Annotated in this window: 15 protein-coding genes and 1 tRNA gene; 10 read left to right on the forward strand and 6 right to left on the reverse strand. The window is 34.1% G+C overall.

Annotation, left to right across the window (positions count from 1 at the left end; genetic code table 11):
• Positions 1 to 17 precede the first annotated feature (17 nt).
• Positions 18 to 2483, forward strand: a complete 2466-nt coding sequence (locus BA1379B_RS02605; protein WP_035005819.1) for a penicillin-binding protein 1A — start codon at positions 18 to 20, stop codon at positions 2481 to 2483.
• A 150-nt stretch (positions 2484 to 2633) separates the two neighbouring features.
• Positions 2634 to 3747 (forward strand): peptide chain release factor 2 gene (gene prfB / locus BA1379B_RS02610; protein WP_153574810.1). Its coding sequence is split into 2 segments (ribosomal slippage): positions 2634 to 2702 and positions 2704 to 3747, totalling 1113 coding nucleotides; the frame shifts between segments, so codons are not numbered across the junction.
• Positions 3748 to 3769: 22 nt separating this feature from the next.
• Here prfB and BA1379B_RS02615 read toward each other — a convergent pair.
• Entirely contained in the window at positions 3770 to 4249 is a 480-nt protein-coding gene (locus BA1379B_RS02615) for a peroxiredoxin (protein WP_035005816.1), read from the reverse strand.
• Positions 4250 to 4448: 199 nt separating this feature from the next.
• On the reverse strand, positions 4449 to 5702 hold the full coding sequence (tyrS, locus tag BA1379B_RS02620) for a tyrosine--tRNA ligase (protein ID WP_035005814.1): 1254 nt from the start codon (positions 5700 to 5702) through the stop codon (positions 4449 to 4451).
• Between the two features lie 764 nt (positions 5703 to 6466).
• Here tyrS and BA1379B_RS02625 point away from each other — a divergent pair.
• Positions 6467 to 6679 carry a DUF3126 family protein gene (locus tag BA1379B_RS02625; protein WP_078673752.1) on the forward strand — a complete coding sequence of 71 codons (213 nt, stop codon included), beginning with the start codon at positions 6467 to 6469 and terminating at the stop codon, positions 6677 to 6679.
• A gap of 41 nt (positions 6680 to 6720) precedes the next feature.
• Here the strand turns inward: BA1379B_RS02625 and radC are convergent, their stop codons facing one another.
• From radC to sfsA, 3 genes are read right to left on the reverse strand one after another with little or no spacing between them, the layout of a single operon-like run.
• The gene (gene radC, locus BA1379B_RS02630) at positions 6721 to 7515 is read right to left on the reverse strand and encodes a RadC family protein (RefSeq protein ID WP_035005810.1); all 795 of its coding nucleotides are present in this window, start codon (positions 7513 to 7515) and stop codon (positions 6721 to 6723) included.
• A gap of 17 nt (positions 7516 to 7532) precedes the next feature.
• A complete protein-coding gene (map, locus tag BA1379B_RS02635) occupies positions 7533 to 8363 on the reverse strand; it encodes a type I methionyl aminopeptidase (protein ID WP_035005809.1) in 831 nt (276 codons plus the stop codon).
• Positions 8356 to 9069, reverse strand: a complete 714-nt coding sequence (gene sfsA / locus BA1379B_RS02640; RefSeq protein ID WP_035005808.1) for a DNA/RNA nuclease SfsA — start codon at positions 9067 to 9069, stop codon at positions 8356 to 8358. The genes map and sfsA overlap by 8 nt, the downstream gene beginning before the upstream one ends.
• Positions 9070 to 9357: 288 nt before the next feature.
• On the opposite strand from sfsA, the gene BA1379B_RS02645 reads away from it, so the two are divergent.
• From BA1379B_RS02645 to ttcA, 4 genes are all read left to right on the forward strand, one after another.
• Positions 9358 to 10179 carry an RNA methyltransferase gene (locus tag BA1379B_RS02645; protein ID WP_078692358.1) on the forward strand — a complete coding sequence of 274 codons (822 nt, stop codon included), beginning with the start codon at positions 9358 to 9360 and terminating at the stop codon, positions 10177 to 10179.
• 7 nt (positions 10180 to 10186) lie between these two features.
• Positions 10187 to 10999, forward strand: a complete 813-nt coding sequence (gene murI, locus BA1379B_RS02650; protein WP_078692359.1) for a glutamate racemase — start codon at positions 10187 to 10189, stop codon at positions 10997 to 10999.
• Positions 11000 to 11162: 163 nt separating this feature from the next.
• Positions 11163 to 11780, forward strand: a complete 618-nt coding sequence (rpsD, locus tag BA1379B_RS02655) for a 30S ribosomal protein S4 (RefSeq protein ID WP_078673756.1) — start codon at positions 11163 to 11165, stop codon at positions 11778 to 11780.
• Positions 11781 to 12081: 301 nt separating this feature from the next.
• Positions 12082 to 12930, forward strand: coding sequence for a tRNA 2-thiocytidine(32) synthetase TtcA (ttcA, locus tag BA1379B_RS02660; protein ID WP_035005802.1), 849 nt, complete (start codon positions 12082 to 12084; stop codon positions 12928 to 12930).
• Between the two features lie 40 nt (positions 12931 to 12970).
• On the opposite strand, the gene rimO is transcribed toward ttcA, so the two are convergent.
• Positions 12971 to 14284: a 30S ribosomal protein S12 methylthiotransferase RimO gene (gene rimO / locus BA1379B_RS02665; RefSeq protein ID WP_078692360.1), complete on the reverse strand. Its 1314-nt coding sequence runs from the start codon at positions 14282 to 14284 to the stop codon at positions 12971 to 12973.
• A 444-nt stretch (positions 14285 to 14728) separates the two neighbouring features.
• Between rimO and BA1379B_RS02670 the strand changes: the two genes are divergently transcribed.
• From BA1379B_RS02670 to BA1379B_RS07085, 3 genes are all read left to right on the forward strand, one after another.
• Positions 14729 to 14804, forward strand: a tRNA-Lys gene (locus tag BA1379B_RS02670).
• 157 nt (positions 14805 to 14961) lie between these two features.
• The gene (locus BA1379B_RS06710) at positions 14962 to 15102 is read left to right on the forward strand and encodes a hypothetical protein (protein WP_153300877.1); all 141 of its coding nucleotides are present in this window, start codon (positions 14962 to 14964) and stop codon (positions 15100 to 15102) included.
• A gap of 134 nt (positions 15103 to 15236) precedes the next feature.
• Entirely contained in the window at positions 15237 to 15365 is a 129-nt protein-coding gene (locus BA1379B_RS07085; RefSeq protein WP_256363462.1) for a hypothetical protein, read from the forward strand.
• Positions 15366 to 15463 lie beyond the last annotated feature (98 nt).

Below are 15463 nucleotides of genomic sequence, written 5' to 3' on the forward strand. Positions count from 1 at the left end.
AAGTGATACCCATTTCAATGATAATTTTTTTTAGATATTTTTTGAGTTTTTCTAAAGTTATTGGACTTTGTGGAGTTATGATGTGGGTAATAATAACTCCTAATCAAGCTAAAGGGCTTCCTGATTATGAAGTTCTTTCATTATATGAACCACCTGTGATGAGTCGTGTTCACGCTGCAAATGGCCGTCTTATGGCCGAATTTGCTACCAAACATCGCCTTTATTTACCTATCAAATCAATACCAAAAATTCTTAAAGAAGCTTTTATTTCAGCTGAAGATAAAAATTTTTATCATCATTTTGGCTTAGATCCTGCAGGGCTCTCTAGAGCTTTAATCAAAAACATTATGAATATTGGTTCTGGCCAACGTCCAGAAGGAGCTTCAACTATTACACAGCAGGTTGCTAAAAACTTCTTTTTAAGTTCGGACGCAACACTTGAGCGTAAATTAAAAGAAGCCATCTTAGCAATGCGTATTGAGAAAACTTATTCAAAAGACCATATTCTTGAACTTTATCTCAATGAAATTTATCTTGGTCGAGGTACTTATGGTGTTGCAGCAGCTTCGTTGACCTATTTCAATAAACCTGTGAGTGAGCTTACTTTAGAAGAATGTGCTTATTTGGCTGCTCTTCCTAAAGGTCCAGCAAATTATGATCCATTCAAACATATACAACGCGCCGTTGATCGGAGAAATTGGGTTATAGATAGAATGGTTGCAAATGGATATATAACATCAGAACGGGGTAAGAAAGCTAAAGAAACGCCTTTGAAAGCAGTCATGCGTGGTCGTGATAGCTATGTTTTTGCTGCTGATTATTTTACTGAAGAAATACGCCGTCATTTAATGAATCTTTATGGAGCTACAACACTTTATGAGGGTGGGCTTTCAGTTCGTGCAACACTTGATCCAAATTTTCAGCTTATTGCGCAACGTTCTTTGAGAAATGGTTTAATTAGATTTGATCATTCGCAAGGATGGCGTGGACCTTATAAACATATCAATATCAAAGATGATTGGGATATTATGCTCAGAGATATTCCTGGATTAAGTGATGTACCTGAGTGGCGTTTAGCAGTTGTTCTTTCTGCAGAGATGAATACAGTAGAGATTGGTTTACAACCACAGCGTCAAAATTCAGGTTTATTATCACAAAAAAAAGAAATTGCGACATTATCCGAAGCTGAATCAAAATGGGCTTTGAATATTATTGACAAAAATGGTCATCGGAAAACTGTTCAGAATTTATCAAATGTCTTGCAAGTTGGAGATGTTATTTTTGTTGAAAGAGTATCAAATAAGAATGATACTTATCGTTTACAACAAATTCCTAAAATTGAAGGGGCTATTGTTGCTATGGAACCTCATACAGGACGGGTTCTTGCAATGGTAGGAGGATTTTCTTTTTCTGAATCTCAATTTAATCGAGCAACGCAAGCTTATCGCCAAACGGGTTCTGCTTTTAAACCCTTTGTTTATTCTGCAGCGCTTGATAATGGATATACACCAGCATCAGTCATTTTAGACGGTCCCGTTGAAATACGTCAAACTAATGGGCAAATTTGGCGACCTAAAAATTATGGTGGTACATTTGCAGGACCTTCTACATTACGTTATGGAATTGAGCACTCTCGTAATCTTATGACTGTCCGGCTTGCCAATGATATGGGCATGTCTCTTGTTGCTGAATATGCAGAACGTTTTGGTCTTACAGATAAAATGCAACCTTATCTTCCCATGGCTTTAGGAGCTGGAGAAACAACACTTTTACGGATGGTAACAGCTTATTCAATTATTGCTAATGGTGGACGTTCTATTGAACCTTCTCTTATAGATCGAATTCAAGATCGTTACGGCAGAACTATTTACCGTCATGATAATCGTCTATGTGAAAATTGTAATGTTCAATCGTGGGATAATCAAAGCGAACCAACATTAATCGATGAACGAGATCAAGTTCTTGACTCTATGACAGCTTATCAAATTACATCGATGATGGAGGGGGCTGTTCAACGTGGTACAGCTGCGCGTTTACGTTATCTTAATCGGCATATCGCTGGTAAAACCGGTACAACAAATAATTCTAAAGATATATGGTTCATAGGATTTACACCTGACCTTGTTGTTGGTGTTTTCATGGGATATGATCAGCCGGCTTCATTGGGGCATAACGGAACAGGAAGTTCATTAGGAATACCAATTTTTAGTGAATTTATACAAGCTGCTTTGCAAGGTAAACCAGATGTGCCATTTAAAGTACCAGAAGATATGATTTTAATACCAATTAATCGCAAAACAGGTATGTTTGCTCAAGCAGGAGATAATGATGTTATTATAGAAGCATTTAAACCAGGAACTGGCCCTGCTGATATATATCAAGTGATTGGTGGAACAGACTTTTTTCAAGAAGGAATTCCAACAGTCACTACTTCTCCACAAGTTAATAAAGCTCTTCAAGATGGTGGCGGTGGATTATATTAATTGAAAAGAAATTCTTCTGATAGGATAAACAAATATAAATAATATTTTCCAGGTTATTCATAATTGAGATTTAATAAATAACTTTGTAAAATTATTAGAATAAAAATTCAAAAAAATTATTATTTAAAATAATGGCTCAGGTATTAAATTATGCGAGTAGAAATAGAAACATTAGTTAATGAAATTCAGCAGGCGATTAGTTTGCTAAGGAGGCATCTTTAACTGGGATCAGTCATTAAAACGTCTTGAGTATCTCAATCAAAAAGCAGAAGATCCATCGCTTTGGAATGATGCACAAAAAGCACAAGATATGATGCGTGAACGTCAAAATCTTGAAGATTCGATGAATAGCACTCAGTTATTCACACAAATGCTTGAAGAATGTATTGAGCTAATAGCAATGGGTGAAGAAGAAAATGACGTGGAAATTATTACTGAAGCTGAAAATACAATACGTCAACTTAAAAGCGAAATAGACAAGAAACAAATTGAGACGCTCCTTTCGGGAGAAGCAGATTCAAACGATACTTATTTAGAAGTTCATGCTGGAGCAGGGGGAACAGAAAGCCAAGATTGGGCTTCTATGCTTTTGCGTATGTACACTCGTTGGGCTGAACAACACAAAATGAAAGTTGAAATATTAGAAACTCATGATGGTGAAGAAGCAGGTATAAAATCAGCTACTATTCTTGTAAAAGGGTATAATGCTTATGGTTTGCTAAAAACTGAATCAGGTGTTCATCGTTTAGTTCGTATTTCGCCATATGATTCAAATGCAAGACGACATACTTCCTTTGCAAGTATTTGGGTTTACCCGGTTGTTGATGAAAATATTGAAGTTGATCTATCAGAATCAGATGTTCGTATTGACACGTATCGTGCATCAGGGGCTGGAGGGCAACATGTTAATACAACAGATTCCGCAGTACGTATTACGCATATAAAAACTGGTATTGTTGTTCAATGTCAAACGGAGCGTTCTCAACATAAAAATAAGGCAACAGCGTGGTCGATGTTACGTGCACGCCTTTATGAAGAAGAATTAAAAAAACGAGAGGAAGCAACTAACGCGGTTGAGGCGTTTAAAACAGAAATTGGCTGGGGACATCAAATTAGATCTTATGTTCTTCAACCCTATCAGCTTGTTAAAGATTTACGTACAGGAGTTGAAAATGCTGATCCACAAACTGTACTCAATGGTGATCTAGATACATTCATAGAAGCAGCGCTTGCTCAACGTGTTCATGGAAAAAACAAGAACTGAAAGATATTAATTAATTGTAGCATTATTGTACAACACGCAGAGCACGTGCAGCAGCTAAAACATTTTCAGCATGTCCAGATACACAAACTTTACGCCATTCTTCAGCGATTTTTCCAGCTGAATCAATTAGAAAAGTACTCCGTTCAACACCCATATATTTACGTCCATACATGCTTTTTTCAACCCAAACACCATAAGCATCAAGTGTAGTTTTTTCTTCATCTGAAACAAGGATAATATCAAGTTTATGCTTTGCTTTGAATTTATCATGTTTAGCAATATTATCTGGAGATATACCAATAATTGCGACTCCGATTTCATCAAACTTCTCTTTCAATCGGGTAAAATCAATTGCTTCATTTGTGCATCCACTCGTGTCATCTTTTGGATAAAAATATAAAACAACTGATTTTCCTTTAAAATCGGAAAGGCATAATTGACCTCCACCATCACGCGGCAAATTAAAATTAGGAGCGGTATCGCCTTTCATTAACTTTGTCATTACATTATCTCTATCTGTTACATAAAGCCATTTTATAAGATGTGAACATTAGGATGAATTGCTCAAAAAAATTTCTCTATCATAATATAGTGTACTAATATAATCAAAAAATGAATTAGAGATATTCATCTTAAAATATAAACTTTTTCATTTATCAATCTAGAAAATTATCTCATATAACTAAAATAGTTATAAATAATTATATTGGCTTAACTAAAACATGTTTTTTCTTACCAAAAGACAGCTTAATTACTTCATCTGCATTGACATCTTTTTCAACAATAAGGTGTGTTTCATTTTCAATAATTTGGTCATTTACACGTATACCACCACCTTGAACATATCGACGTGCTTCACTATTTGATTTAGCGAGCCCTGCTTGTACTAAGAGAGTAAGCAATCCAATGCCTACTTTTAACTCTGTAGCATTGATTTTAATACTTGGAAGATTTTCTCCAAATGTTTTTTCTTCAAAGGTTTTACGTGCTGTTTCTAACGCTTCATTTGCGAGAGTACGGCCATGTAGCATTGCTGTAATTTCCGTTGCAAGAATCTTTTTCGCTTCATTAATTTCAGTACCTTTTAATGCAGAAAGTTTGGCAATTTCAGTCATTGGTAATGTAGTATAAAGCTTCAAAAATCGTGTAACATCAAGATCTTCCGTATTACGCCAATATTGCCAAAATTGATAAGGAGAAAGCATATCTGCATTGAGCCATATAGCACCATTGAGTGACTTACCCATTTTCGCCCCAGAAGAAGTTGTAAGCAATGGTGAAGTTAATGCGTATAATTGCGGTGTTCCTAAGCGATGTCCTAATTCAATACCATTTACAATATTACCCCATTGATCGGAACCACCCATTTGTACCCGTAAGCCATAGCGTTTATTAAGCTCTACAAAATCATAAGCTTGCAAAATCATATAATTGAACTCAAGAAATGATAAAGAGTGTTCCCGTTCGAGTCTCAGTCGTACAGAATCAAATGATAACATGCGATTAACTGAAAAATATTTCCCCACATTGCGCAAAAACTCTAGATAGCTCAAATTGCATAGCCATTCAGCATTATTCACAATACATGCATCAGTTTTGTTATCACCGAATGTTAAGTAGCTCGTAAATATTTTTTTAATGCTCATGATATTTTGAGCAATATCATTGTGTGTTAAAAGACGCCGAGCTTCATCTTTAAAGGAAGGATCACCAATTAAGCCTGTTCCACCACCCATCAATACAATAGGGCGATGACCGGTTTTTTGGAACCAATGAAGCATCATGATTTGAAGAAGACTTCCAGCATGTAGGCTTGAAGCTGTAGGATCAAACCCAATATAAGCGGTTACAGTTTCCTTTAAAAAAAGGTCATCTAAGCCTTTTTCATCTGAAATTTGATGGATGAATCCCCGTTCGCTTATAATACGCAAAAACTCAGATTTAAAAGCATACATGGATCTCATTCCCTATAACTATATATTACTTATATATTATGCACTTAATACAATTTTTATTATCAAATAATACACAATCCACAAGAAACGGGAAATTTCAGCGAATGTGTAATGACAGACTGATAAAAGGAGAAAATATATAAATGATATATATTTTTATTCTTTTGAATCCTTATCAAAGTCTTATATTTTAATGCACAATGTAATTGCTCGCTTTTAATAAAAGGCAATATACGAGCTTTTATAAAAAAATTACAATAATCACAATTATGAGATTTACAAATAGTTATAATAATTAAAATTTATGATACTGGACTTAAAATGAATTTATAATCTTAACTTTAGGATATCAATAATACTAATTTATTGAATAAATTATATTTTTTTAGTTTTTATATTGAAATGAGTAAAAATCTCAACAAAAATTTTTCGTAAGACTTTATAAAAAATAAATAACAATACGTGATATTTTTATAAAATATGTAATCTATCATAACCAGTTCTAAAAGATTATAATAAGTACTTGGCTTTTATTTATACATAGGAGGAAGAGCCTTTCTGCTATGTGTTTATCGAATAAATTTTAGCATTACAAATTTTGTGTAAAGGTCATTTAATGAAGTTTATAAAAAGTAATCTTTCTTATATATGGATTACTGATTGAGGATTTAGACTAAATCTTTTATCTTTATAAATGGTAATAAAAGCAGCTTATTGATACAATAATGCATTAAGTTGATCATCTCAAAATAGAGGAGAGTGCAGTGAATGTTGATGAGATCAAAAAACTTGATAGTTATTTTAAAACCAAATTTCAAAATTCGTCCTTACAAATAAAGGCTCGGCCTAAAAAAAATGATTCTTGCGAAGTTTATATTGGAGATGAATTTCTAGGTGTCATTTATCGCGATGAAGATGACGGTGAAGTATCTTACAATTTTTCTATGGCTATATTAAGTATCGACTTAGATAATTAATACATAATTGTGATTAAATGAAATTTCTCTCTAAGTGAATTTTATATAAGCTTCAGCTCTTTAAAACTTGTATAATTATTACGGGCAATAATAATGTGATCATGAATAGTAATTTCTAATGCATTTGCAGCATCTTTTAATCTATATGTCATTGATATATCTGCTTTAGAAGGTGAAGCATTACCTGAAGGATGGTTATGAATTAAGATCAATCCTGATGCCGATAATTCCAAAGCTCGAGAAATTACTTCACGAGGATAAACGGGAGTATGATCAATAGTTCCAGTTTGTTGTACTTCATCAGAAATCAAACCGTTCCTTTTATCAAGAAATAACACACGGAATTGTTCACGCGTTTCATGAGCCATCACAGCTTTGCAATAAGCTAATACTTTATCCCATGAAGAAAAAATATCACGTTTATATAATTGTGCACGCGCTAAGCGTCCTGCTACATCTGAAATAATTTTTAGATCAACAGCAGTAGCCGGACCACATCCTTCAATTTCTTGAAGACGATGAATATCAGCTTTTAATACATCAGCTAATGAACCAAAACTCGCTAATAAATTTTTAGCTATCGGTTTTATATCGGCTCGAAGGATAGTGCGAGAAAGCAATAGTTCAAGATATTCATAATCTTCAATTGCATTACCCTTCGTCTTTAAATAGCGTTTACGAAGACGCTCACGATGTCCTTGATAATGTTTATTTATCTTTGAATTTTTCTTAATTTTTTTATTATTCATTTGTGATACTGGATGAGATGGAACACTTGATGTTAGTTCAAAGAGACTGTTTTTGGCGCTTACATTTTTATAGGTCTTTTTTGCCATGGTATTTCTATATTTATTTAATTATTTGAATTTAAAGTATAAAAAATATTTTTAGGAGACTCAGTGAATATTTCACATCCCTCACTTGTTACGCCAATTGTATGTTCGTATTGTGCTGTCAGAGAACGGTCGCGGGTAACTGCAGTCCAACCATCGGATAAAACCTTAATTTCTGGTTTGCCAAGATTAATCATAGGTTCAATAGTAAAGATCATGCCTTGTTTAAGCTCTACGCCTTCACCTGGTTTTCCATAATGTAAAATATTTGGCGCATCATGAAAAAGTTGGCCAATTCCATGTCCACAAAAATCTCTTACAACGGAGCAGCGTTCAGATTCTGCATAATGTTGAATGGCAGCACCAATATCACCTGTAGTTGCTCCAGGTTTTACTACAGCTATTCCTCTCATAAGGCTTTCATGCGTTACTTGTATTAAGCGTTCTGCAGCACGCTTGATTTGTCCAACGGGATACATACGACTCGAATCTCCGTGCCAACCATTAAGAATAAATGTGACGTCAACATTGACAATATCACCTTCTTGCAAGGGTTTTTCATTTGGTATGCCATGGCAAACAACATGATTAATGGATGTACAACATGCATGCTCATATCCGTGATAATTCAAATCAGCGGGTAAAACACCTCGCTCAGCCCCAAAAACAAAAACAAAGTTATCAATTTCTCGTGTTGTAATACCAGGCTTAATAATATCGGTGAGAGCATCCAGACATTCTGCAGCAATACGACCAATTTTACGCATTTGAGAAAAAGCGTAATCATCGAAAATACGGATTTGTCCATTAAATCTTAAGGGAGCTTTATTATATTCAACATAACTAACCATTTTTTTTTCTATTTTCTATCTTTACTTGATGAATCGGAAAAATACCCTCAACACTTACGTGACATTTTATAGCATAAAATTCTACCCCTGATTTTAATGCTAAATCAAATTTACATCCATAAATGGGATCAAGGTCATGACAAACTGTAAAAGCTGAACAATCTTCTCGTTGAATTACATAGAGCATAGCAGCTCGTTTTCCTTGTTGCACAATTTTTATGAGTTCTTCAAGATGACGTGCACCACGTTTCGTTATGGTATCGGGAAATTCTGCTAAACCTTTTTGTCGTATGAAATGAACATTTTTTACTTCTAAATAACATTCAGATAAATCATTATTACGTAAGAGAAAATCAATACGTGATTGCCCATAGCATTGTTCGCTTAAAATTGTTTTATAATCACTAAATTCAGGCAATAACCCATTTTGAATTGCTTCCAGAGCAAGTTTATTTGCTAAAGTTGCATTAATACCAACTAAGGTATTATCTGCCTCAACAATTTCTAATCGATATGGGTATTTCCGTTTTGGGGTATCACTATATGAAAGCCAAACATTAGAATCAGAAGTTGTTAATCCAAGCATCGAACCAGTATTAGGAACAGAAACCGTAAAGATGTGTTGATCACTTTTTTTGACATCAGCAAGGAAGCGTTTATAACGATAAATGAGTTTTGCAGGATGAAGTTTAGAAACAAAGAGCATACAGCCTTTATTAAAGTGTATGATCTTTTAATTCAACTCAGATAATAATTGAAGAATTATACTAATGTTATCTTAGTGTTTAAATAACGCCTTTGTAATTAAGGTATTATTGTTATAAATATTTTAGTTATTTTTCTTTAAAAATTCATTATTTCTATTGATTATTCAATCAATAGAATAGCATCATTTGCAAAAATAAATTAGTTATGGTTACCTTCAATAAGGTTATTTCATGAAATATTTATTTAAAAATAATGAAGGCATAATTTATGGAAACTGGTGAAGTGAATGGCTGGAACAAATAGAAAAGGTCAAAATGTAATGAATGGCCCAATTATTGTTTTAGTTGAGCCACAATTATCAGAAAATATTGGGATGGTAGCGAGAGCAATGGCTAATTTTGGTTTATCGAAGCTTCGACTTGTTAAACCACGAGAAATATTTCCAAATGAAAAAGCTAGAGCGACAGCCAGCAAAGCAGATCATATTATTAATGATACACTAATATTTGATACATTATGCGATGCAATTGCAGATTTAAATTATGTTTACGCTACAACAGCACGTGAAAGATGTGGTTTTAAAACTGTTAAAAGTGCCGTGGAAGCTGCAAATATTTTGCGTTATTATGAGAATGTTGGCCATAAGACAGGTATTTTATTTGGAAGAGAAAGGTGGGGATTGGAAAATAATGAAATTAGCCTTGCTGACGAGATCATTACTTTTCCAGTTAATCCTGCTTTCGCATCACTTAATATAGCTCAAGCTGTTTTATTAATAGCTTACGAATGGATGAAATCAGGTTTGGAAGATTCGAATGATACAGCTTTTCGTGCAGTAGAGCTCAAACCAGCTGATAAAGCAACACTTCATGGTTTTTTGTCACAGTTGGAAGATGCTCTGGATGTTCGTGGATATTTTAGACCTCAAGAACGTAAAGAAGTAATGGTTACCAATATACGCTCTGTTTTTACACGCGCAAATTTTAGTGAGTCTGAAATTCAGTTCCTACGAGGTGTTATATCTTCACTGGATCATTTTTCTCCTAAATTTCCACGAGGGAGTGGAGCCCCCGAAGGGCGTGACCGCAAAAAATTAAAACAAATGTGAATACCTAATGAGTAAACAATCTCTTCTTTTTTTTGATAGTGGTATTGGTGGATTAACGATATTAAGAGAAGTACGCCTTTTTGTCTCCGAATACCAATTTATCTATATTGCTGATAATGCAGGATTTCCCTATGGAATTTGGGAAGAAGAGATTTTAAAACGCCGTATTTTAAAGATTTTTACATATCTTTTAGAACTTTATAATCCTGCTTTATGTGTGATTGCGTGTAATACAGCTTCTACATTAATGATAAAAGATTTACGACGAGCATTTCCAAATATTCGTTTTGTAGGAACTGTCCCTGCAATTAAATTAGCAGCTGAACAAACAAAATCTGGTGTTATTTCAGTATTAGCAACTCCTAGCACAGTTAGATGTGCATATACACATGAATTAATCAATTCTTTTGCTGATCAATGTCATGTACAGCTTGTCGGAAGTGAAAAGCTGGCAGGATTTGCCGAAAATTATTTACATGATTATCCTGTCAATCATGAAGAATTACGCCATGAAATTTTGCCATGTTTTATTGAAAAAAATAGTAAACTAACTGATACTATTGTATTAGCCTGCACGCATTACCCTTTTCTGATTAACTTATTTCGTGAACAAGCTTTATGGCCCGTTGATTGGATCGATCCAGCTAAAGCTATAGCTAAACATATAAGATCATTATTACCAATCAATGTCCAAAACAAGAATATGAAGAAACATACAGATTTCGCTTTGTTTACATCACAAAATATAAGTCCTGCAACTGAGAATTTATTGCAAAAATTTCACTTAAAAGTAATGAAGGGAGTTGACTTTAAATTGTAAGATAAGTAGAAATCAAAGTGTTTTTTCTGAGAACAATCACTAATTAACGTGTCCCGTGGGTGATTTTGCAATTAATGCATGAGTTATCCTGTCAGTTTTCTTTTTTGAAAACAGAGGAGGGTGCGTTTCCTTAAGATTTAATTTTTTATTTAAAGGAAATGCGATGAGTAAACGCGAAACAACAAAACATAAAATTGACCGCCGTATGGGAGAAAATATCTGGGGGCGTCCAAAATCTCCAGTGAATCGTCGTGAATATGGTCCTGGGCAACATGGTCAACGTCGTAAAGGAAAACTTTCTGATTATGGGGTTCAATTGCGCGCTAAGCAAAAACTAAAAGGATTTTACGGTGATATTTCAGAAAAGCAATTTCGTAAAACTTATGAAGAGGCTGCTCGTCGCCGTGGTGACACGGGTGAAAATCTTATAGGTCTTCTAGAGTCACGTTTGGATGCTGTTGTTTATCGTGCAAAGTTTGTGCCTACCATTTTTGCTTCTCGTCAATTTATTAATCATGGTCATGTTAATGTAAATGGTCGTCGTACAAATATTCAGTCATACCGTTGTAAACCAGGTGATGTGATTGAAGTTCGTGAAAAATCAAAACAGCTTGTCTTAGTTTTGGAATCTATACAATTAGCTGAGCGTGATGTACCTGAATATATTGATGTAGATCATAACAAGATGAAAGCAACCTTTACCCGTATACCCGCTTTTGCAGATGTTCCGTATGCTGTTCATATGGAACCGAATTTGGTTGTTGAGTTTTACTCTCGTTAGGCTTTAATATAGAGATCATTGTTTTAATTTTCGCTATATATTAAAAATTGTTATGCTATTTTTTATTTATTAGCAGCAGCAATGTTTTCAATACTATAAGCTAAGTGTGATTTATTCTTATTTTCTATAGCAATGCGTTTTAGTGTTTTTTATTTGTATAATTCAAACGTACAAATTGATTAACATAGACTTAGACTATGTTATGTCTACTACTGCATTATGATTTATCATTGGAAGATTAAGCCATTATACTATACAGAGTTATGATATTATAAATTAAACCTTAATCAAATTTTGTGTAATGAAAAAAAATATGGATACAAGCGATCCTTCGGAAGAAAAAACTGATGATTGTCATCCGATGTTCCGGGTTGCACCTTCAACTGTACAATTTAATAAATTACGTAAACGGCTTTTGCGCCATATACGGCAGGCGTTAGATGATTTTGCTATGCTTTCTTCAGGAAAAAAATGGCTTATTGCGTTATCAGGTGGAAAAGATTCTTATGGTTTACTAGCACTTTTACTTGATCTAAAATGGCGAGGTCTTCTACCTGTTGACATTTTAGCTTGTAATCTTGATCAAGGTCAGCCAGGTTTTCCAAAGCATATTCTTCCTGATTTTTTAAATTATTATCAGATTCCATTCCGCATTGAGTATCAAGATACTTACTCAATTGTTACAGATAAATTAGCACAAACACAAACATATTGTTCACTTTGTTCTCGGTTACGACGTGGACATTTGTATCGTATTGCACGTGAAGAGGGATGTTCTGCTTTGGTGCTTGGGCATCACCGTGATGATGTTTTAGAAACATTCCTCATGAATTTATTCCATGGTGGACGATTAGCAGCTATGCCTGGAAAACTTATAAATGACGAGAGAGATCTTTTTGTTTTACGTCCTCTTATCTATGCTGCTGAAGAAGATATGGAGAAATTTTCCCAAGCGATGCAATTCCCTATCATTCCTTGTAATTTTTGTGGGAGTCAAGATGGTTTACAGCGCAATGCAATGAAAAAAATGCTTAATGATATTGAAAGAAAAATGCCCGGGCGTAAAGACACCATGATTCGCGCCTTGACCAATGTTCGTCCTAGTCATTTGCTTGATAAAAAACTTTTTTCTTTTAAAAATTTATTATAATTATAAGTACTAATAAAATAAGTTTAAATTGTTAATATTTTTAAATTACGTTGCCATAAAGATCATAAGAATCTGATTGCTCGATTTTAACAGTAACAAACTCACCTATACGCAGTGGTTTTCGAGATGATATATGCACAACGCCATCTATTTCTGGAGAATCATATTTACTACGGCCTTTAGCGATTTTACCTTGTGTTTCATCTATCAGAACTTGAAGTCTTTTTCCAATTTTTTTCTTTAAAAGATGTGCGGAAATTTTTTGTTGTTTTGTCATAAAACGATGCCAACGCTTTTCTTTCACTTCTTCTGCAATATTTTCTAATCCAAGATTATTTGCTACAGCACCTTTTACTGATTCATATTTGAAACAGCCAGCACGTTCAATTTTTGCTTCTTCTAACCATTCAAGAAGCATATTAAAATCTTCATTAGTTTCTCCTGGAAAGCCAACAATAAATGTTGAACGTAACGTTAAATCTGGACAAATTTCTCGCCATCTTTCAATTCTACGGCTTATTTTTTCGACATGAGCAGGACGTTTCATATTACGTAAAACATTTGGTGATGCATGCTGAAAAGGAATATCTAGATAAGGAAGAATTTTTCCTGCAGCCATGAGCTCGATAGCTTCATCAATATGAGGGTAAGGATATACATAGTGCATTCTCACCCAAATCCCCATTTCTCCTAATTCGCGACAAAGATCTAAAAATTTTGTTTTTATAACGCGATTTTGCCAAACACTTTCAGCGTATTTAAGATCAATCCCGTACGCGCCAGTATCTTGAGAAATCACCAAAAGCTCTTTTACACCTGCTAGTACAAGTTTTTCTGCTTCGCGAAGAACATCGCTTATAGGACGTGAGATGAGATTACCACGCAGAGTAGGGATAATACAAAAGCTACACCGATTAGAACATCCTTCAGAAATTTTTAAATAAGCGTAATGGCGAGGTGTTAAACGAATACCTTGCAGAGGTACTAAATCTAAAAAAGGATCATGAACTGGAGGTATTACTGTATGAACTGCTCGTATAACACTTTCATAATCTTGTGGTCCAGTAATAGCTAATACATTAGGATGTGCTTGAAGAATAATATTAGGCTCAGCACCAAGGCATCCCGTTACAATAACTTTTCCATTATTTTTGATAGCTTCATCGATATTGGCTAATGATTCCTTTCGAGCAGAATCAATAAAACCACAGGTATTAACAATAACTAAATCAGCTCCTTTATGTTTATTTGAGATTTCGTAACCTTCAGAACGAAGGCGTGTAATAATGCGCTCAGAATCTACAAGTGCTTTTGGACAACCGAGAGAAACAAAACTAATACGAGGCGCTACCATAATAATTCCTGCAAATTCTCTAATGAAGATCTCATTTGATTCATTATTTCTGCTATTTTAGCCAAAAAAGAAATTAAATATTTAAAGGCTTTAGAATTTTTTATAAAGTTATTTAAAACTTTTTTATGATAATTTTATAATATAAATTTATAATCTCTTTCCCGTTAGTGATAAATATTTTCCTTATTAATTAATTACAATGAAATTTACTTTAGAATATTTTGATATGATAAATAATACATATTTAAGCTATTTTCCTAGCAATTAATATAATATTATAATTTATCTTCTAAATTAAAAGAGAATGAAAAAAGTTTATAAGAAATAAATAGAATTTTAATAAATAAAATTAGAAAATAATATTTTTTTAATAAAGTATTGACCAAATGAAGAGTCAATCGTATGTTCAGTCCAATTTCCATAAGCAAGGTTAACTTGTTTGGGGAGCGCGTAGCTCAGCTGGTAGAGCAACTGACTTTTAATCAGTAGGTCCAGGGTTCGAATCCCTGCGCGCTCACCATATTTAAATAAAATCAACAGGTTATCTAAAAGTTAGGGATTTTTGGTTCCATTGATTTTATTATGTTTTTTCTATTTCATCCCGAACTTTTTTGAAGTTTTTTATTGATTCTATTGCTAGGTGTTTTCTATCCGCTATTTGGGTATAGAGGGAAGGCATGTTATGTCTGGATACCCGTATTGCTGCCCTGGTACGTTATGCCTCAACGGCTAAAACAACAGCGCTTCAGTGCTTACCAGAAAAAAGAAAACTGGTTACGCTTGTTGCATTCTTCTGCTGTATGGAGGTGACGGTGTAGGATGATGCACTTAAATGACTTGAAACACACTCTGGGGTCTGTTCAATGAAGCTATCCAGGTAAATAAACGGAACCATCAATGAACACTTAAAGATCTGGATCGTGCAGCAGAAATACTGGCAAAAGCATGTCGGATGATCCTTGACGACAAGTTACCTGATACTGATATTCGTGATAATATCTTCAATACCATTTCCGAATATGTACTGAAACATGCTGTAAATAATGTGACATCACTTGTTCAATCTGCTAATAACGTTTAACTTTTAATGAGTAAGAAATGGGAAGCTCTGCGTCCAATAATCTGCCGCTCTCTGGGATTATCATCAGCACCTAGTGTCACTCTGTCGGCTCATCGCAA

Origin of the sequence: Bartonella sp. A1379B (assembly GCF_002022485.1) — a bacterium.
Taxonomy (GTDB): Bacteria; Pseudomonadota; Alphaproteobacteria; order Rhizobiales; family Rhizobiaceae; genus Bartonella; species Bartonella rochalimae.